The 20,243-nt window shown below is 50.6% G+C and carries 17 protein-coding genes; 10 read left to right on the top strand and 7 right to left on the bottom strand.

What is annotated here, in order from left to right:
* Window positions 1-12: 12 nt before the first annotated feature.
* Genes IKQ95_04195 through IKQ95_04180 form a run of 4 tightly spaced genes read right to left on the bottom strand, consistent with a single transcriptional unit; the run spans window position 13 to window position 3,948 of the window.
* The gene (locus IKQ95_04195) at window positions 13-288 is read right to left on the bottom strand and encodes a type II toxin-antitoxin system YafQ family toxin (GenBank protein MBR4195896.1); all 276 of its coding nucleotides are present in this window, start codon (window positions 286-288) and stop codon (window positions 13-15) included.
* Window positions 288-458, bottom strand: a complete 171-nt coding sequence (locus IKQ95_04190) for a hypothetical protein (protein MBR4195895.1) — start codon at window positions 456-458, stop codon at window positions 288-290. The genes IKQ95_04195 and IKQ95_04190 overlap by 1 nt, the downstream gene beginning before the upstream one ends.
* Window positions 459-484: 26 nt before the next feature.
* Window positions 485-805, bottom strand: coding sequence for a hypothetical protein (locus tag IKQ95_04185; protein MBR4195894.1), 321 nt, complete (start codon window positions 803-805; stop codon window positions 485-487).
* Between the two features lie 14 nt (window positions 806-819).
* The gene (locus tag IKQ95_04180; protein ID MBR4195893.1) at window positions 820-3,948 is read right to left on the bottom strand and encodes an N-6 DNA methylase; all 3,129 of its coding nucleotides are present in this window, start codon (window positions 3,946-3,948) and stop codon (window positions 820-822) included.
* Between the two features lie 63 nt (window positions 3,949-4,011).
* Here IKQ95_04180 and IKQ95_04175 point away from each other — a divergent pair, with 63 nt between their 5' ends.
* Window positions 4,012-4,728: an NAD(P)H-hydrate epimerase gene (locus tag IKQ95_04175; protein ID MBR4195892.1), complete on the top strand. Its 717-nt coding sequence runs from the start codon at window positions 4,012-4,014 to the stop codon at window positions 4,726-4,728.
* A gap of 16 nt (window positions 4,729-4,744) precedes the next feature.
* Entirely contained in the window at window positions 4,745-7,495 is a 2,751-nt protein-coding gene (locus IKQ95_04170) for a hypothetical protein (protein MBR4195891.1), read from the top strand.
* 54 nt (window positions 7,496-7,549) lie between these two features.
* On the opposite strand, the gene IKQ95_04165 is transcribed toward IKQ95_04170, so the two are convergent.
* From IKQ95_04165 to asd, 3 genes are all read right to left on the bottom strand, one after another.
* The gene (locus IKQ95_04165; GenBank protein MBR4195890.1) at window positions 7,550-8,860 is read right to left on the bottom strand and encodes an aspartate kinase; all 1,311 of its coding nucleotides are present in this window, start codon (window positions 8,858-8,860) and stop codon (window positions 7,550-7,552) included.
* 203 nt (window positions 8,861-9,063) lie between these two features.
* Window positions 9,064-10,086: a homoserine dehydrogenase gene (locus IKQ95_04160; protein MBR4195889.1), complete on the bottom strand. Its 1,023-nt coding sequence runs from the start codon at window positions 10,084-10,086 to the stop codon at window positions 9,064-9,066.
* A 12-nt stretch (window positions 10,087-10,098) separates the two neighbouring features.
* The gene (asd, locus tag IKQ95_04155; protein MBR4195888.1) at window positions 10,099-11,187 is read right to left on the bottom strand and encodes an aspartate-semialdehyde dehydrogenase; all 1,089 of its coding nucleotides are present in this window, start codon (window positions 11,185-11,187) and stop codon (window positions 10,099-10,101) included.
* Window positions 11,188-11,314: 127 nt separating this feature from the next.
* Here asd and IKQ95_04150 point away from each other — a divergent pair, with 127 nt between their 5' ends.
* The 8 genes from IKQ95_04150 (at window position 11,315) to IKQ95_04115 (ending at window position 20,158) form a co-directional block, all read left to right on the top strand.
* The gene (locus IKQ95_04150; GenBank protein ID MBR4195887.1) at window positions 11,315-11,815 is read left to right on the top strand and encodes a PTS glucose transporter subunit IIA; all 501 of its coding nucleotides are present in this window, start codon (window positions 11,315-11,317) and stop codon (window positions 11,813-11,815) included.
* Between the two features lie 118 nt (window positions 11,816-11,933).
* The gene (locus IKQ95_04145; protein ID MBR4195886.1) at window positions 11,934-13,121 is read left to right on the top strand and encodes a polysaccharide pyruvyl transferase family protein; all 1,188 of its coding nucleotides are present in this window, start codon (window positions 11,934-11,936) and stop codon (window positions 13,119-13,121) included.
* Window positions 13,118-14,332 (top strand): Coenzyme F420 hydrogenase/dehydrogenase, beta subunit C-terminal domain, encoded by a 1,215-nt coding sequence (locus IKQ95_04140; protein ID MBR4195885.1) that lies wholly within the window; start codon window positions 13,118-13,120, stop codon window positions 14,330-14,332. The genes IKQ95_04145 and IKQ95_04140 overlap by 4 nt, the downstream gene beginning before the upstream one ends.
* A gap of 168 nt (window positions 14,333-14,500) precedes the next feature.
* Window positions 14,501-16,837, top strand: coding sequence for a hypothetical protein (locus IKQ95_04135; protein ID MBR4195884.1), 2,337 nt, complete (start codon window positions 14,501-14,503; stop codon window positions 16,835-16,837).
* Between the two features lie 139 nt (window positions 16,838-16,976).
* On the top strand, window positions 16,977-17,615 hold the full coding sequence (locus IKQ95_04130; protein ID MBR4195883.1) for a M48 family metallopeptidase: 639 nt from the start codon (window positions 16,977-16,979) through the stop codon (window positions 17,613-17,615).
* A gap of 5 nt (window positions 17,616-17,620) precedes the next feature.
* Window positions 17,621-18,340, top strand: coding sequence for a M48 family metallopeptidase (locus IKQ95_04125; protein ID MBR4195882.1), 720 nt, complete (start codon window positions 17,621-17,623; stop codon window positions 18,338-18,340).
* A gap of 112 nt (window positions 18,341-18,452) precedes the next feature.
* Entirely contained in the window at window positions 18,453-19,301 is an 849-nt protein-coding gene (locus IKQ95_04120; GenBank protein MBR4195881.1) for a hypothetical protein, read from the top strand.
* Between the two features lie 2 nt (window positions 19,302-19,303).
* Window positions 19,304-20,158 carry a hypothetical protein gene (locus IKQ95_04115; protein ID MBR4195880.1) on the top strand — a complete coding sequence of 285 codons (855 nt, stop codon included), beginning with the start codon at window positions 19,304-19,306 and terminating at the stop codon, window positions 20,156-20,158.
* Window positions 20,159-20,243 lie beyond the last annotated feature (85 nt).

The following is a 20,243-nucleotide window of genomic DNA, read 5'->3' as shown; positions in this document are numbered from 1 at the left end:
AAGTAATTCACGCTAAAACAAATCGCTCTGAGTCCCCGTTCGCCTGAGAGCAAGAACCATTTTCCCGGCTTCCTTCTTGTATATCAAAAGCCAGTCCGGGTTAATGTGGCATTCACGGCAGCCCTTGTATTTTCCGCCTTCGAGTCTGTGATCTCTGTGCCTAGCCTCTAACGGCTCATCACGGCTTAACCTGTCAATTACATCTTCAAGCTCTTGCATTGAAAGCCCGCGCCTTTTTGCTTTCTCCGCGTCCTTCCTGAATCGTGAAGTAGGGTAGACGGTGTAAATCATATCAGGCCGAAATCCATCAGCATGTCCCCGGCGGTCATGTAGCCTTTGTGCCTCTCAGGGTGCGCGAGTATATCATCAAATTCCGCAATGTCGTCAAATGTTTCATCATCAAATCCGGCTGATGATTCAAGTACGGTATTTCCCTTCTCCAATGTATCAATGTTCACTGCAAAACACCTCCCGCATGATTCTATCACCGCAGATATTTCTTCAGCACCGCTTCTTTCTTCCCCTCAAGAGCTTTGAGACTCATTAGTGCCTGCGAGATTTCACGCTCAAGACTCATCACGTCATTCATGGCCGCAACCTGTGAGTCCATTTCAGGCACTCCGAACTTTATCCCGCCGATTCGGTCAAGCGATGCCCGGAAATTTCTTGAGAAGCCCAAGCGAGTCCCTTCACGTTCGAGAATGCGAGCCATGAATCTTGGGTGCACTCCGTCAGCAATAACACGCAACACTCCGCAGTGATCCGTAGGGTAAAACTCCCGGCCATGTTCCATGAAGCTCACCATAAAATCGCCGTCAATCAGTCTTGCAGAATGACCCCGAAACGGTGAAATATATCCTGTATTTTTGCTTTGTAGTCTTCCATGCTCATGCGCGTATTGTTGTATTCGGCATCAACTTTTTCACACTCACTCACGATTTGCCTTTGTATTTCCATCGGCGGAAGGGGAATTTTTATGTATTCTTTCAAGTACTTGCTGTTCAGACTTTTTCCGAATGCTTTATCTCCTACGCTGGTTAAATTTATTGCTCCGCTGTTGAAGACATAGAATATATACTTGTTGAGGATTGCGCTTTTGTCCTGCGGTATGAGGGCTGCTATTGCCTCGTTTGTGTACAAATCCGCCCCCGCGATAGCAGTCTTTCCTATGGTGAGTTTGAAGCTGAGTAACGTTGTGCCTTTCGGAATCAGTTTGACATTGGAGTTCTTCACAGCCTCATCGGTTATTTTTTCTTTTGTGTCTGTGATAACCTGCCCGCGCATTTCAGCGATTGAGACCCATAAATTATTGCCCCTGAAATATGCAGGATTGTTACGGCTTGGAGTCCCGCCTATTAATATTGCGCAGACGCTTCCGAGCTTGTGCATTGGGTATTTACTCTTGATTTCGGTGCGTTTGTTTTCCTCCAAATCAATACCCGCATTGAAAGTTACACGCGAGAAATCTAACATCCTCCACGTCTCAACAACTCGCGCATACCTCATATTATCCTCAGTCATCACTATATCCCCGTCCCCGAATGACTGCCTCACAACATCAGCAAGAGTCCCGGAGGCTTCACGGTCTGAATTTACGTACATTTTCCCGCCCCGCTCACCGTCATAGTGAATCCCCTCGTCGCCCTTCCTGTAGCTCCAGTAATATCCGAGAAACTCACGCTGCCCGGCATTGTCCGACGGCGCAATGATTACCGTTGTCCGCTGGCAGTACGTGAAGGCGTAATACAGCAGCTTTTCATATTCGACTCTTTTCGCCAGCTTGTAGAAATCTTCACCGTATGCGTCAATGTACATCCTGAAATATTCCGGCATTGTCTCAGGCGTTAATCTTCCGTGAACAAAATCATTCCACTGTTCCCGCGTCAATCCCTGCATATCAAGATAGCCCATGAGAATGTCTATATCCTCCCATGACTCTAAATCCCTCTCGCGCCTGTCTAGTATTGCATCTGTGCTGTCTAGTGCCTGAGCGAGTCTTGACGGGTTATGATAGTACCTTTCGAGGAATAATATTACGGTGTTCGTGCCTGTTGCGCCGAAAGTTTTGCTTCCGAGTTTCACGACCGCACGGAGCTTGAACGTCCGCAAGAGTTCCTGACGCGCTCCCGTGTAAGCCGCTGAGTCGTTGCTGAGGATTGATGACGGGAGAATCACCGCCGCGATTCCGTTGTCGTTCAGCAATTGCCCGATACGCTCGACAAACAGCACCTCAATCTCGGAGCTTGCTGGGCTGATTGAGTCCCACAATCTGAAATCTTTTGCCGTGAATCTCAAATGCTGCTTGAATGACGCTACAGAATAGGGCGGATTCGCTGTGAGAATGTCGAACTTCCCGCGCCGTATTCCCTTGTCGGGGGAATCTTCGAGGCCGTCCCCGAAAATTATGTTGCTTCCTCCTGCGCCGTTCATGAACATTGAGACTTTCGACACTCGCGAGAGCCTGTAATCTTTCTCGATCCCGAAAATTGAGTCCCGTATCCATTCGCGGGACTCTGACGGGATAAAGTGATTCACCGCCTCTATTGCCTCAGTCAGGAAATGACCCGCCCCGCAGGCGTAATCGATGACTTTCGGCCATGTCTCCCAGCGTTTCAGGGGAAGGCAGTCCCATATGAACCGCGCCAAAGGAATCGGCGTGAAGAATTGTCCCTCGTTCTGTCGGAATCCCTGATCCAATAATTTCTCGAACATGTCGCCGAGAAGCTGATGATTTTCCGTGTGTACTATCCTGTAATGCTCGAATAATTGCACGACTTCCACGAGAATTTTCCCGTTCTTGTAGAATAATTCCTCGTTGTGTACGTCAAGAAACGCAAAATCATTGTTCGTGAAAAATTTTAGCTTCCTGAATGCCTCGGACAGCTCATTGATTGCCCGCTCCCTGTCCCCGCCCCTGTACTGCTGCATGAACTCACGCGGATATTCGGCGGAAATGTACGTTATTTCCTCACGCATGAATGCCGACATTCCCTTGTGATATAACATCTGTAATCTGTCCTGTAATTTCTCGTATGTGTCTCTTCTCGGAACGTATTGGAACTCTAATTCGTCGCTGTCATTCTTGCTGTATTCGTCAACAAGTTTGCAGATGAAGAGGGCTACAAGGCGGTTGAAGGCGTTTTCTTTGTCGCTTACGTTGTTATGCCGCAAAATTTCCTCGAACCTGTTAATGATTCCCTTCTTGCTGTCCTCGTCAAAGGCTTTGAGATTCCTCTTGAGGATTGGACGGTTCCCGATGTCATACGCTGATGACTCGTCCGAAAATATTATGTCTTCCCGGAAATCACTGCCGTAAGTTTCCTGCCACACTTCGAATTTTTCCCGCGCCGTGTGTGCGTTCACGAATAATTTTATTGCAGGGTCATTATGACTCAGTAAGTTAGGATCATCGGTGCAGTTTATTGCGGGCGAAGGGTGAGTGATTTTCCCGTCAGCAAAATTTGACGTGTAAAGGACGAGCCACTTTGCTGAAATTTCCTGCTGCCAGTAAGAAAACAATTGCCCTCCGTCCGTGTTAGTGTCATTGAGTGCCTTTGAGTATTCCCGTCCTGCTGTCTTGCACTCAATAATCATCAGCACATTCTCTGAGCCTTTCTCGTAAACGCAAATATCAGCCCGCCCGCCTTTAGTGTCATGGCCGAGCTTCCATTCTTTTTCGAGCTCAATATCTGCGGGATCATAGCCCTTTGTGATTAGACGGTGTACGCACTCAAAGACAACGAAATTTTCCGGGGCGGTGAAAAGCGTGTTATGACTCCTTCCCCGGACTTTCTCAGGGTAGACGAGAGTCCCCGATGAGAAATCCGCGCTCATTGTGATTCCGTCATGCTCATACGTGAAAACCTTCCCGGCACTGTCAGCAGTGAAGCCCATAATCCTCAGCACCTCAGCGAAATTCCCGCGGTCAATCATTCTGCGTGTCTCCATTCTCCTGTAATGGTAATATAATATCGTAATCAGCAAAAAATTTTTGACGGAGGAGAGATTCATTTGCCCCCTGAATTTGACAGCAAGCTTGAATACTTCTATGACCCGGACGAATTTCACAGGGAAGTCATTTACGCCGGAGTCAATTCGCCGGAAGCATTTTCACGCCAGCAGGCAAGGGACGCTGACAAACGCGCCATTGAGACTTTCGGAATCCCAAGCATATTGTTGATGGAGAACGCCGCATTAGCTGTTGTGCGTGTCGTTCAGGAGTACGCAATTTTCGCGGTGGTGTGCGCTCCGGGGTCAAACGGCGGGGACGGACTCGCAATCGCCCGGCACTTGTGCATAATGGGAAAGGACGTAAGAGTCTACATTCTCGGCGATCCCAGGAAGGGAAGCGCGGACTTTCAGACTAACCTCAAAATCATGAGCCGTCTTGCGCCTGAAGTTTTGCACACGGTGAACGATGAGAATTTCGCGGAGTTCGAGAGCGCGCTGAAAGGGTGTGAGGCATGTATCGACTCTATTTTCGGGACAGGGCTTAACCGTCCGCTTGAAGGAATTTTCCGGCGGGCTGTCGAGGCCATGAATAAATTTGCGTCCCACATCGTAGCGGTTGATATTCCTTCCGGGCTTGACTGCGACACGGGCGAGGAGCTTGGCGTTTCCGTGAGGGCGGCGCGTACAGTTACGTTTCACCGAATGAAGAAGGGATTAGACATTTCCCCGGAATACGGCGGAGATGTTACAGTTTCATACATAGGCATTCCCAATTAAAGGAGGAAAAATCTATATGTTCAAACGTTTTGCGGCGGGATTAATCCTGCTGTCTGTTATGTGCGGGGCTTCATGGAGCGCGGAAACGCTTGACCCCTACAACCTGCATTACTGGTACACAAGCCACGATTACGAGGCGAAAGTTTACGGCACTTACGGCAACACGGACTATAATTTCTTCTACCAGCTCCGTGATATTACGGGGGCTTCACGGCGGGAGCAGGTTGGCGGGCCTCAGTGGTTCGCGACTGTCTACGAGAATTATTACGGGGGAATACGCGACACAAGCCGCACTATCGGAATTTACCGCAGGACAACGGGAGGCGGAATGCCCGACATAACATTTCAGACTGTGGGAGATCTTCTTGACGGGTTCAATTTCGTTTTCGCCGAGGAGCCTCAGCCCTATACATCATTGTGGTGGCGTTACATAAATTCCCAAGTCTATGACCCTTACCCTGACCCCGTAGAAAGTCTCTGCCTCGTAATCACAAACGGGCAGGGCGAGTTCAACGTCAATTTCGCCAACCCCTACGCCCGGCATTTTCCCTTCTGGTATTTTTATGGCACCGAGAGCAGCACCGCCGCAAGCACTAAATGGTGGCTTCAGAATCAGAACACAAGCCTGCTTGCCTACACTTTCCCGACTCAGGAGCCTATAGCCTACATTTACAGCTCCCCGAACGTTTACACCCGCAACAACAGACTCGGCAAGTACGAGAAAACGCACACCGTTGCGGCTTCCGGCGACAAACAGATCATCAGGAACACCGCAGGGACATGGCTCTACACAGTTTCAGGCGACAATGTTTATACTTCCGCCGATGTTCTCACATGGTCATTGAACGCGAGCCGGGATAAAGTCTACAATACTTCCGGGACTCTTCTCTATACGCTTGAGACTGACTCAGCCGGCGATATTCTCATCTGCGAGCCTAGGAGCGTAAACGAGTCTATAACCTTCTCGGACTTTGACGGGAAATATACCCTCACCGTGAACCCGTCATCAGAACAGGCAATATCATCAGGAAATTCACTGAGCGCGAATATCAGGGTCAGGGGGCTTACTCCATCGGATTACGGCAGCGCATTGGGATATATCACGTTCAGGCAGAGGGCGAGTCTTGCGACAGGCTACACGAATTACCGCGAGTTCACATCGCTTCCCCTCGTAATCGCCAATGTAGCGAACGGCAACGCCTCTGTTTACCCGCTAATGTTCGACATGATTTTGTCAGCCAGCGGGGATATAGTCAGCAGGATAAAATTCACGTGGGACGCTCAGAGCGACAACACCGGGCAGGACTTGGGTACGTTCTTCATGTTCGGCTCGCCTGATACATGGCCGGAATATGAACTTGAGACGCGAATCACTAACCGCACCGGGACACGCTACGAGCTTTACCGCTACGACATGACGAACACCGCAAACGGGACTCCCACATACCGCGACGGCTACAGCAGCATAATGCCGGATTACTGGAAGTATGACCTTACGCCGGACATGTACGGGACACTGCCGGAGACGTTCCTTCTTGACGCTCACAGCCAGATAGCTCCGGGGCTTGTTACGGTCTACAAGAGCAAAATCGGCGAGGGCTACAGGACAATCAACACTCAGAATGACACCTCTGAATCTTTCCGGCTCTACGAATATTCGTCAGCAACGCCCAGAAATTTGCGGCTCAAGTACAAGCGCGTTGGAGGACTGACTCCCATAGCCAGCCACAGCAATGTAACCGGGGTTAATGTCGCGGAGTTCATTATGGATTTCGCTGACGTTGTGCAGAACAGCAATGAGACAGCAATGGAGCTTTACAGGCTCACGGGGAAATATCCGGCCATGATAGGACGAGGGCGGCTGTTTGACGATTCAAGGATTTCTGCCTCTGAGTATGACTACAGCACGGGAGATGCGGCGGCGGTCTCATCAGTACACATAAACTCGTCAGCCGTTGACGCTTTCAGGATCGTGAAATATGTCCCGGAAGGACTCGTATCAGCCGACACGACTTCAGGCACAGTAACTTCTGACGACACGACAGCCTCCGCTGACATCGGAGTAGCCCCGGCGGAAACCGTAAGCATTGACATACCGCTTCTGCCCGTCGCAATAAGGATGACGATACCGCGTCAGAACAGCCTTATAGTGAATCACTGGGACGAGCTTGACGGAGCTGCAAATTCTGCGGAGCTGTTCAACATATTCTCGCGTTACGGAACTGTGTGGGTTCGTGCGGAGAACACCGGCGAGAAAGACGCGAATCTCTTCACGGCCATCAACAACAAGGGGAGCAATCTCGGAGTCAGCGCGGGCAACTGCGTAAGGGCATTCATATCTAACGATGAGCTTTGCCTCGACTTCATTGTGATTATGGCGGACGGCTCAAGCGTCAACAGCGGGAAAACTGCCTACGTTGGAATCTTTAAGGATGACGATGTTCCGTATATCCTCATCGGCGACGGAGACGAGGACGGGAAATGGGAGCTGACATTCTATGTCGCATCGTCAGCGGAAAGAACAACCGACACTGATACCAGCACGAATACGAATACCAACAGCAACACGAATACGAATACCAACACTAACACGAACACGAACACGAATACCAACACGAACACAGGCACAGGCACCAACACCAACGGCAACACCAGCACTAACAGCGACACAGGTACAGCAGGTGCTTCCGGCGGGGGCGGAGGCTGTAACAGTTTCGGGATGATTTTCGCGGGTATTCTTGCGGGAATTATTCTGAGGAAGAAATAGCGTTAAAGGACAAAAAAATTTCCCCTCTGTCAGAAAACGGCAGGGGGGATTCTTTCACTGCACGAATGCGTTGTAGATGGCTTTCACGGCGCGTTCAAAGTCTTCATTAATCACGCCCACGATAATATTCAGCTCGCTTGCGCCCTGGTCAATCATTCTGACATTTATTCGTGCGTCCGCCAATGCCTGAAAGATTTTCGCGGCTGTTCCTGTCTGAGATTTCATGCTGCGTCCCACAACCGCAATCAGCGCGATTCCCGGCTCAACTTCAACCGACTCAGGCTCGACAAATTTCACGATACGCCGCAAGACATCCTGCTCATGTTCGACAAAAAGAGACTCCCTCACAACTACCGTCATTGTGTCAATCCCTGAAGGCAGATGCTCAAGCGGAATATTATTCTCCTCGAAACACTGAGCTACTTTCCTGTAGAAATCCGGCTGTGAGTGCATGAGGTCTTTTGCGATTATGATGGAGCAGAAATCTTTTCTCCCGGCGATTCCCGTGATTGTGTGCCGGGAACGTTTTGCGGTGTTCTCGACAATCCATGTTCCTGAATCGGCGGGGCTGTTAGTGTTCCGTATGTTGATGGGTATTCCTGCGCTCTTGACGGGGAAAATTGCGTCCTCGTGCATTACGCTTGCGCCCATGTAGGCAAGCTCGCGCAACTCGCGGTAAGTTATGCTGTCGATTCTTGCGGGGCTTGTGATGATTCGCGGGTCAGCCATGAGAAGCCCGGATACGTCCGTCCAGTTCTCATAGACAGCCGCACGGCACGCCCTCGCGGTGATTGAGCCGGTAATGTCGCTCCCTCCCCGTGAAAATGTGCGTATCTTCCCGTCATGGCCGAGACCATAGAATCCGGGTATCACTGCCCGCTCTGTGTGTTCGAGTCTCTCGGAGAATATCGGGTAGGTTTTCGCGCCGTCAAAATTCCCGTACACGTCAAAAAATATAACGTCTGACGCGTCAATAAACTCATATCCCAAGAACGCCGACATGATTAGCCCGTTGAGGTATTCCCCGCGTGAGGCCGTGTAATCTTTCTCCGGCTCATGAAGCAGCTTGTCTTCTATTTCGTCAAACGCACCGGACAATGACAGATTGAGTCCGAGTCCCTGTATTATTTCGTTGTACCTGTCTTTGACGGTCAAAAACGGCTCGTAGAAATTCTGACCCTTTGACGCAAGCTCGTAGCATTCATATAGCAGATCAGTAATCTTTGTGTCGGACGGATTCCGCTTTCCCGGCGCAGAAGGAACAACATACACCCGCGAGTCATCAGCCCGGATTATGTCAGCAACTTTCCTGAATTGCCCAGCGTCAGCAAGAGAACTCCCGCCGAATTTCACAACCTTCTTCATTAAAACATGCTCCCTTTTGCCTTATGCTGTTACCCCTATAACCCCTCCGGCGACCCCACCGTCAGCAAGCTGACACCTCCCCTTGCGCAGGGTTGTCGACCCCTCCGGCCTTCGGCCACCTCCCCTTGCGCAGGGGAGGCAAGAACCCAAGCGAGTCTAGTCCCCCTAACTTAGGGGGGATTATAGGGGGGTCAGAGGATAAATTATTCACCAAGTACGCGGAATTTCTGCCCTTCAGGTTTTGACGGAGCATTAACCGAGTCAACTGGCTGAATGTCAGCGAACCCCGTCGGAATGTTATGGCCGATGTTTTTCGCGCACTCTATAACGTCAGACACTACCGCGCTTGCTGTCGGCAATTTTCCCGCGCCCCTGCCGTAGAACATAACATTGTCGACCATGTTCCCCGAAATCATTACGCCGTTGAACACGTCATTGACCGCGTATAACGGACTCGATTTCGGCACAAGGTACGGAGCGACAACAACAGAAGGCCCGTCAGCCTCATAGACTCCCAGCAGCTTTATGGCCATTCCGTTTGACTCAGCGTCTGCTATATCCTGCTGTGTGATTCCCGTAATGCCCTCGCATGATACCTGCTCATAGGAAAATTTCCGGCCTGACACTAACGAGGCAAGTATCGCGATTTTCCGGGCTGTGTCGTGGCCTTCAACGTCTGCGGCGGGGTTTCGTTCGGCAAATCCTTTCTCTTGCGCTTCCTTCAATGCGGAATGGAAATCTTTTCCGGCTTTCATGTTCGTGAGAATGTAGTTGCATGTCCCGTTGAGGATTCCTGCTATGCGTGAGACTCTCTCATGGCCGAATGCCTCGCGGATAGTCCGCAAAAGGGGTATCCCGCCTCCTACGCTGGCCTCAAAGAGATATGAGCAGTGATGATCCCGGGCTATCGCGCTGAGTTCCACGCCGTGAGCGTCTACAAGCTCCTTGTTCGATGTGCAGACGGAAATCCCCCGCTCTAGTGCAAGATGTGTGTACGTGTACGCGGGTTCCTTGCCTCCCATAGTTTCGCAGACTACCTTAATGTCCGGGTCATTCACGATAATGTTGATGTCGTTGACGACTCCGGGAATGTCGCGAATGTCGAGGATGTATTTCACGTGAATGTTGTCGCCCAATGCCCTGCGTATTTCGTTCTGATTCTTCTCGATTACCTCAGCGACTCCGCCTCCGACAGTGCCGAGTCCCAGTATTGCAACGTTAATCATAATTTCACCGCCCTATTTGGCCTCAATGTATTTCATGTTCACGAGCAATTCAGCGCATTCAACCGCGCCCCCTGCCGCACCCCTGAGCGTGTTATGAGAGAGTCCGACAAATTTCCAGTCATATATAGTGTCAGGTCTGAGTCTGCCGATTGTAACGCCCATTCCCCCGCCGTAATTCACATCAAGTGCTACCTGCGGGCGGTTATCCTCTTCCATGTACTTTATGAACTGCGCCGGGGCTGTGGGAAGTTTCTCGCGCTGAGGGATTCCCGCAAAGTTATTCAGGAGGTCGATTAACTGCTCTTTGCTGTCGGGCTTCTTGCGGAATTTCACGAACGCCGCCGCCGTATGACCGTAAAGCACGGGAATCCGTATGCACTGAGCGGAGATTGACGGCTCTTTTGCCGGGACTATCGCGCCCCCCTCAATATGTCCGAATATCCGCAGGGGTTCTTTCTCGGATTTCTCTTCCTCGCCGCCTATGTAGGGGATCACATTGCCGACCATTTCCGGCCATGTCGTGAAGTTTTTGCCCGCCCCTGAAATCGCCTGATATGTCGTAACGATTGCTTCATACGGTTCAAACTCCTTCCACGCCGCGAACGCAGGAACATATGACTGAAGCGAGCAGTTCGGCTTTACGGCAATGAATCCGCGGGAAGTGCCGAGTCTCTTTTTCTGCACGGGGATGATTTCTGCGTGATTGGGATTGATTTCGGGGACTATCATCGGTACATCGGGTGTCCATCTGTGAGCGGAGTTGTTCGACACTACCGGGGTTTCTGTGCGGGCGTAATCCTCCTCAATTTTCTTTATCTCGTCTTTCGTGAGGTTGACCGCACTGAACACGAAATCTACATCATCTGCGACCGACTTCACATCATTCACATCACGGAGAACGAGTCCCTTCACATTTTCGGGGATAGGCTCATCGAGAAGCCATCTTCCTGTCATGGCCTCAGCGTAAGTTTTTCCCTTGCTGTTAGGGGAAGCGGCTATGACTTTCACATCAAACCACGGGTGATTGTGGAGTATCTGAATAAATCGCTGTCCTACCATCCCGGTAGCACCCAGGACTCCAACGGATAACTTTTTCTGCAACGCTGTACACTCCCTTTAATTGTCAAAAAATTTCTGCATAGTATATCACTGACATGTTCAGATTTTCGGGATATAATGCCTAATATCCACCCACCTGAAAATCTATTGACGTAAGGAGTCGTTATACATGCCGTTATTCGGTTTCAGCAAGAAAGAGCCTGCCCCCGTAGTTTTCCCCGCCGTGTTAAGCTCGCCCGCCGCCGGGGATTTCGTGCCGATGTCAGCCATTAAGGATGAGGCGTTCTCAGGAGGCGCGCTCGGACAGTGCATAGGGGTAAAGCCCTCGGACGGGAACATAGTCGCGCCCATTGACGGAATAATCTCGGAGGTTACCGACACAGCACACGCGGTTGTAATCATGGCCGGAGAAATCGAGGTATTAATTCACGCAGGTATTCACACGGTCAACATGAAAGGCGAGGGCTTCAGGAATCACATCAGGCTCGGCCAAGTAGTGAATCGCGGGGATATTCTGCTTGAGATGGATTTGTGGAAGGTCAGAAATTCGGGGTACGATGACACGGTGATAATGGCCGTCTCGAACTCAAAGGACTTTGCGAAAGTTGAAGCACTCGTTACGGCGGGAAAGGTAACAACCGGGGACAGCGTTATGAAGGTCAGCAAGTAACAGAAAAATTCCGGGGGGAGTATTGCGGGAGGCGCGGTACTCTCTTTATTTTTGCGCCGTTCACATTATGCTACAATTCCGGCCATGAATCCCAAACACACAAAGGAGAGAATCAAATATGCCCGGAAAAATTCTGCTTGCCCTAGGGGATTACGGCAACAATTACGGCACAGTCCTTCAGGCGTTCGCGACATACAGGAAAATTTCTGACATGGGTTATGACGCAGAAGCGATAGACTTCACCAACCTGAAAAAATCCATACGCAACAGAAAATTACGGTACTTTGCCGGAAAAATATTCGATGCCTCTGTCATTCAGGACAAAGGAAGAATCGCCGTCAGCAAAATTTACAAGCTCTTCAACCCTGAATACAGGCGCGGACATTCACGGAGGGGAAAACTTTTCGACACCTTTCGCCGTGAGATGATAAAACATTCTCGGCCGTTTCAGTCGTGGGATGACCTTTCGGAATCATGCCGCCAATATTCAGCCGTCCTTATCGGAAGCGATCAGCTCTGGCTTCCTTCACAGATAGCCGCCGATTTCTTCACGCTGAATTTTGTTCCCGATGAGATAAAGCGAATCTCATACGCTTCAAGCTTCGGAGTCTCTTACGTCGAGAAAGCCCAGGAAGACAAAGCCCGAAAATTTCTGTCGCGCATAAATCATCTCTCTGTCCGCGAAAAATCCGGGCAGGAAATCGTGAAGAGACTCACAGGCCGGGACGCTGAATTAGTCTGCGACCCTACACTCCTTCTTACCGCTGATGAGTGGAATACGGCACTAGTCAACCGTAGTTCTATTGAACAGGGGAGAGGGGATTACGTTTTTTGTTACTTTCTCGGCGTAAATGATTGGCAGAGGAAATTTGTACGTGCGCTTGCGGACAAACTCGGCCTCCCAGTTATCGCGCTTCCGAATCTGGATCAGTACATTCCTTACGACAATAGCGGGTGGGCTGAAGAGATGCCCTATGACATTTCGCCTTCAGATTTTCTCCGGCTTCTGAAAAACGCTGCGTATGTCTGCACGGATTCATTTCACGGGACAATGTTCTCGCTGATTTTCGGCAAGAAATTTTTCACGTTCAGGCGTTTTCCGGGCAAAGAAACTCTGTCGACAAACACACGCATTGAGTCAGCAGCGGAAAATTTCGGAATAAAAAGCAGGCTCGCGGCGGAAAATGATACTGTTGATTCCATGCTTGCGCGTGAGCTTGACTTTCAGTCGGTGCAAAAGAGGATTCACGATTTCCGGGAGTCCTCGCTGAAATTCCTGCGCGAATCATTGGAGGCTCACTCATGATAACTATCACCGACAAGGAAAAATGCTGCGGCTGTTCGGCGTGTATGAACATCTGCCCCGTGAACGCAATAGAAATGACTCCCGACAGTCAGGGCTTCCTTTACCCGTCAGCAAACGCAAAAATCTGCATTGAGTGCGGAAAATGTGAGGCCGTCTGCCCAATCCTTAACCCCGAAAAAGAGTCAGCCTTTGAGCAGGAAGCGTACATCATTCAGCACAAAGACCCCGAAATCCTCAAAGACAGCACATCAGGAGGAGCATTTACGGCGGTTGCGGAGTCGATTCTTGAGAAGGGCGGAGTCGTATTCGGAGCGGGCTACGGGGAAAATTTCAGGGTGATTCACAGGTGCGCGGAAAACTCCGGGGAGCTTCACGCTTTCAGGAATAGCAAATATGTTCAGAGCGACAAAGAACGGACATTCAGCGAGGCGCGGAAATTCCTGCGGGAAGGAAGGCACGTTCTCTTCAGCGGGACTCCCTGCGAGGTTGAAGGCTTGCTGAAATTTCTGGGAAGTGAAAGCGAGTCGCCACTGCTGATTACAGTTGATATTGTCTGTCATGCCGTGCCGTCTCCGGCTGTGTGGAATGCGTATCTCAATATCATCGGTGCTGAGAATGTGAGAGACCTGCGATTCAGGGACAAAGATAAATACGGCTACCTTTACTCACAGTTTGCGGCTGTCAGGGAAAATTCGCGCACGGTTTATGAGGGCATAGAAACAAACATAATGATGAGGGCGTTTTTCTCGAACGTCTGCGACCGCCCATCGTGCTATTCGTGCAGATTCAGGAAACGTTACAGGAGAAGTGATATTACGCTCTGGGACTGCTGGGATGTCTCAAAGTTCAGCAGTCAGGGCAGTAAGTTTAATCAGAATGCCGGAGTCACACGGGCTTTAGTGCATTCGCAAAGAGGCAGGGAAATTATGACTGACGCGCTGAAGTTCTGCCTTTATGACAGGATAAGCGCAGAAGATGCCGTGCGTTTCGATGCCAACGAAATGTTTAACCCTGTTCCGAAAGACGAGGAGCGTTACGCAAAATTCTGGGACTCATTCGGCCATGACCCTGAAGGGACGCTGAGAAGATTTTTCCCGCGAACATTAAGGACGAGGCTTGAGTCATTTCTCAGGAGAGTCGCATTCAGAACGGGGATATACTCATTTGTGAGGAAGATGTACAAGAAACTTTTCGGTTCACGCAGGAGGTAAACGGACGGCGCAATCATGTACACGGCTAGGGCAATGCGCTTCAGAAATCTGCCGATGGAGTCGCAGATGTAAAAATCCGCAATACTGGTAATTATGATAATAGCTATGAGGCCGTTAATCCGCTATAATATCCTCATCCACAAAAAATTTTATGAGGAGGAAACACCGTTGAAGCGTTTTGCATTTGTAGTACTCACTGCACTTTTCACGCTGTCGATTTTCGGCGCATGTTTCGCGGCTGACGAAGCGACTCCGGCATCGTCGGCGTGGAAGTTCGACCGCAAAATCATCATCGTATGCCCCTGGGGCGAGGGAGGCGGAGCAGACTCAACCCTCCGCGCTTTAGTGCCTCTCCTGAAGGAAGCCACAGGCCAGGAGATTGAAGTCGCCAACATCACAGGCGGGGGCGGCGTAAACGGAGCATCATTCACACGCGGAAGAGAAGCGGACGGCTATACGTTCATGCTTGGGACTCAGAGCCTTTTCGCGATGGATGTACAGGGGGCAATGCCCTTCAAGTTCAGGGATGAGTTTGTCCCGGTCGCCCGTCTCGTGAACGCCATCAACATTATTGCGGCCTCGCGCAAGGCAATGGAGGAGCGCGGCTACACGAATTTCACGGAGTTACGCGATTTCGTGAAGTCTCACCCGTTCAGCGTAAGCGTCGGAATGCTCACAAGCACAGGCATTGACGGAATATCGATGAGGCAGGCTCTTGAGGGTCTGAATGTTCTTGAAGTCTCTTACCCTTCAGGTGCAGGAATGAATGACGCTCTCAAAGCAGGACAGATCGACCTTATGATTACGGGAACAGATGAGATTGAAGACCTCATAGCCACCGGGGATATTGTCCCGCTCCTTGTGCTTTCACGGAATCCGATGAGGCGTTATCCTAATGTCCAGGCTTCCGGCGAAATCGGGATTAATGCTTTCTTAGGGCCTGAGAGGGGAATTTTCGCCAAGAAGGGAACACCTCAGCCCGCAATTGACGCAATGGCCAAAGCAATTGAGGAAGCCACAAAGACAGAGGCATGGAGAGAGTTCCTGATTCGCGGAGGATATGACGAGCGTCCCGGATTCGCGTCAACAGAAGAGTATCAGAAAATCATGGCTGACGAGTACAAGACATTCACCGACATGCTCAAGCCCGCCGCAAAGGACTCAAAAGCTGCCAAATCCGCGGCGAAACCCTCACCGAAACTTGCGACAATCGGATTCCTGATGGTACTCGTTCTCATCATCTGCCTCATCAAGAAGATTGTCATCCCTCCGATCGCGTTTATACTCCTTCCGACAATCGCGGCATTAATCGCAGGATTTGACCCGCTTGTCATCAACAAGTTCGCGGCTTCCGGCATAAGCAAAATGGTATCTACCGTGTCGCTTTTCGTGTTCTCGATTTCGTTCTTCTCGCTGATGTCGGATCAGGGAGTCTTTGACCCCGTTGTGAATTTCCTCATCAAGAAGGCCGGAACAAACGTAACACTCGTATTGCTGGCCACAGCTGCCGTTGCGGTAATCGGACATCTTGACGGCTCCGGCGCAACAACATTCATCATCACAATAACGGCAATGCTTCCGCTGTTCAAGAAGCTGAAGATGGACAACCGCGCATTGATGATGCTCGTGTGCGTTGCAATCGGCGTAATGAACGTATGTCCGTGGGGCGGCCCGACAATCAGAGCGGCGACAGTGCTTGAGACAGATCCCAATATTCTTTGGCACAGACTGTTACCGGTTCAGGGATTTATGCTTGTGGTTACGTTCGTGGTGGCGTTCCTCCAGAGCGGTATACAGAAGAGGAGAATAAAGAAGCTCGGACTCACCGCTGACGACTCAGCCGTCGAGGATACAGCCGCGGAAGTGAAAGACGACAAGCCGAAAGTGTCAACGGCTCTTCAGTATTGGAACTTCCTTGTAGTCGTTGCGGTTATCGCTGTGCTTATGATGGGTCTGCTTAACCCTGCGTACACATTCATGCTTGCGCTTGCATTGACTCTCCCGTTCAACATCAAGAGCCTGAAGGAGCAGAATGGCAAGCTCAAGAATTACGGCGTTGCGGCAATGTCGATGGTTGTAACGCTGTTCGCGGCCGGAATTTTCACGGGCGTATTGAGCGGTACGGGAATGCTTAACGCTATGGCCTCTGCTGTCGTTACGGTAATCCCGCCGGATCTCGGACGCTATACGCATTTCATCGTGGCATGTTTCGCGGTGCCTCTGATTATGTGCTTGGGTACGGATTCATTCTACTTTGGGCTTCTTCCTGTCGTTGTGGGAATCGCGTCGCAGTTCGGCGTGAACCCGATGGATGTCGCGTGCGTGTTGCTCGTAGCTGAGAACGTCGGAGTCATGATTAGCCCGTTAAGCCCGGCCATGTATCTTGGTCTCGGACTTCTTGAGATTGACGTGGGCGAACACATCAAGTACTCGCTTGCGTGGATCTGGGGAGTCAGCATTCTTGCTATTGCGGCCTGCATAGTGCTGGGAGTTACTCCGCTGTAACAGAAATATAACCTGTCCCCCTGTCATTACGGCGGGGGGATTTTTTTTGTGAGCCGCGAATCTTTCCTGACATTTTCACCAGCTGTTGATTGCTGTAAAATTACGGTGCTTTTATCCCAGTGCAAAGGAGGATATTTTTATGACGCGCAAAATTTTAATGGCCGTGATGATTCTTGCGGTTATGTTTTCGTGCGCCCATGCTGAAATCTCAAAGAAGACAGTAGAATCAGCGTTCACACGAATCGCAAAGGCTGACAGCTTCAAGGCAGTCCCGATAAATTACGAGAATGACAGCTCGCCGAATGCCTGGGTCGCGTTCAAGTCGAAAGATGACTACACCATTCACGTAACAACCGGGCTAATGAAGATTCTTACGACTGAGGACGAAATGGCAGGCATCTGGGGACACGAGATAGGGCACGTAAGACTAGGGCATTACACAAAAGGAAGACTCCGCAATATAGGCTGGTCAGTCGCCGGAAAAATTCTCGAAAGAAAGACAGGGAAAATCACTCAGACAGTCGGCAACATCGGCATGAACCTGGCGGAAAACGGTTTCAGCAGGAAGCAGGAGACAGAGTCGGACGAGTACGGCGTGAAACTTCTCGTGAAAGCCGGATATAATCCCATGGGACTCTACAATGCCATGAAAGCCTTTAGGGATAACGGCTACGGCACGCAGTCAGGAATCGCAAACTGGTTCAGCACACACCCGGCCACAGATGACAGGCTGAAGAATCTCGCGTCTTTCGCGGAAAAATACAGGAAGGCAAGGTGATAATCATGCGTAAAATTTTTGCGGCGATAATATTTGCGGCGTTGTCATGCACATGCGCCCATGCTGAAATCTCAAAGGACATTGTAGCGTCGGCATGGAGGAGAATCGCCAAGGCTGACGGATTCAAGGAAGTGCCGATAAACTACGAGAAGCAGGACTCGCCAAATGCTTGGGTAAGATTCCAGTCGGAGAAAAATTACAGCGTCCACGTTACGACCGGGCTAATGAAAATACTTAACGCCGAGGACGAAATAGCCGGGGTACTCGGTCATGAAATCGGCCATGTTAGACTCGGACATTACAGCAAGGGAGTCTCCCGGGCTGTGGGCTGGAATATTCTCGGTGCCCTTCTTGGGAGAATCGGCGGCATAGGCGGAGTCGCGGCGCAGACAGCCGGGCAGATAGGCGCGAATCTTGCTGAGAGCGGATTCTCGCGTGGGCAGGAAGTTGAAGCGGACGACTACGGCACAGAGCTTCTCAGGAGAGCCGGCTATGACCCCTACGGCCTTTACAGGGCAATGAAGGCGTTTAAGGATCACAAATACATTACACAGCCTGACGGGTTCAACTCACATCCGCCGACAGACAGAAGACTTCAGCACCTCCAAGAAAAAGCAAAGGAAGTAAAAGAGCGCAAAGAAGTCAAATCATCATCAGGCAAATCACAAAGCAGGAAGGCCAAAGCGAAATCACCCAAGCACAAAGAAAACGAGTGGGTGAAATAGCAATAACATACCCTGAAATATTCTGCCCTCTCTGAAACATGAGGGGGCTATATTTTTGCTATAATACGCGGGAAAAATCACACACAATAACAGCAAGAGCAGGTGAAAAATTTTGTTATCCTCGCGAATAAAAACGGCGGTGATAATTTCTGCTGTCATTATGGCACTGATACAGCCTTCGCACGGAGCTGAAAGACTCACAGTCCGTCCGGGCGGAGTGATACTTGAGGGGGCGAGGTCATACGGCGGGGCGGTAATGTCGGCATATCAGAAGGCTTACGCGATGAATTTCGAGATATGGCGGCCTGCTGACCTTCCTGCGGGATGGTACGCGACATTTGACGGCTTCCCCGTGGCGCAGATTGCCGAAAACAGATGGGTATACGGGCAGTTAGGCATTGACGGCGCAATTTCCCCGACAAATATTCTCGTAGGCTCAGTGATTCCGGGGCGTGTTCCCGGGCTTGCGAGGATTGCGGCGGTATGGAGCTGGGGCAGAAAGCTCGACAGCCCGGATTTTCTCAGCATACGCAGAAAGCGCATAAACCGAATGGGCTGGCTCAATACCGATTACATGAACACGATAATAGCATGGCACACACAAAGGCCGGGGATATATATATGGCTCGGCGACAAATGGCACAGGTTTGAACCCCGCCCTGGCGAATACACCTATCAGATGATAAAGCGCATTGGTCCGTGGGTAGCTAACCGTCTCAGGAAAAATAATGCATACTATTACGGCGGAGAACCTGTAGAAGTGGCAGACCTTGCGCGGCAGTGGGGACTTATATGGGGAGGGCGCGTGATTCTCGACAGCCTCAAAGCATACGGCTATGACGGAGGGCGCGACATTCAGGAGTCAGCCACAACGACAATCAGCGAGACCAGCACGACAACAGAGACCAACACAGGCCCGCAGGAACCTACCCGCAACGAGGGGCAATGGGACGTTGATTAGCCATGTATGACGACAGAACAGCAGACCTCCTCAATGAGGCGTGGAACAGTCCCACAAGCACAAAGGCGGTATCATTGGCGCGGAAAGTCCTTGAGGCTGTCCCCGAATGCACAGAGGCACTAATCATCATCGCAGACAACACAGACTCGGACGGCGAACGAATGAATACCCTTCTGCGCGCACTGAAGTCCCTTGACGATGAGAGAAACTATCAGCCCGGCGAAAAGGAAGATTTATCGTTCTCGGTGAATTACAGACTGGCATATACCTATCTCATCATGCGGAATTTCCCGGCCATGCTCGCGGCGTGTGAGTCGGCAATGAAGTCCCTTAATGACCCCGACAGCGAGGACGATATAAAGTCCCTGCATTACCGTGCGTTAATCGGGCTGTGTAAATGGCAGAAGATATTAGCCCTCACGATGAAGGACGAAACACACGGGCTTGCTTGGGCGTATTCGCGGCTGATTGCGGCGTGGATGACTTCCGGCAATAAATCTCTCTGCGCTAATATGTTCTGGGACGCTCTGATTATTGCGCCTGATGTCCCGTTCTACATGCTGGGATATTACGGAGAGCCGGAAGACGGAGACGACAACGGGGATTTTGATTTCGCGCTGATATATTCTGATGTCGTGAACATGTCCGACGATTTCCGGGAATGGTTCACGCGGGGTACTGCGCTTTTCGGGCTTCTGACAAACAGATTTGACGGCCGGGAGCGGGAATATATGCTTGATGTCCTTGACGCTTTCGGCGGATATGAGGAGTATGAGAGAATGAGCGGTATTATGATGGAGGCTGACGACGAGTCAGTGATAGAGACATTAGCGGCGAATAAATGCCTTACAGAATAGGAGAACGATTTGACGAATAAATTATTACCCGAAAAACTGAGGAAGGTTAAGCCTTCAGAGACATGGAAAATTTCAACGACAGACG

It is taken from the genome of Synergistaceae bacterium (genome assembly GCA_017540085.1).
GTDB lineage: Bacteria > Synergistota > Synergistia > Synergistales > Aminobacteriaceae > JAFUXM01.
The sequence above is the reverse complement of the archived record's forward strand: the minus strand, read 5'-3'. Positions and strand labels throughout refer to the sequence as shown.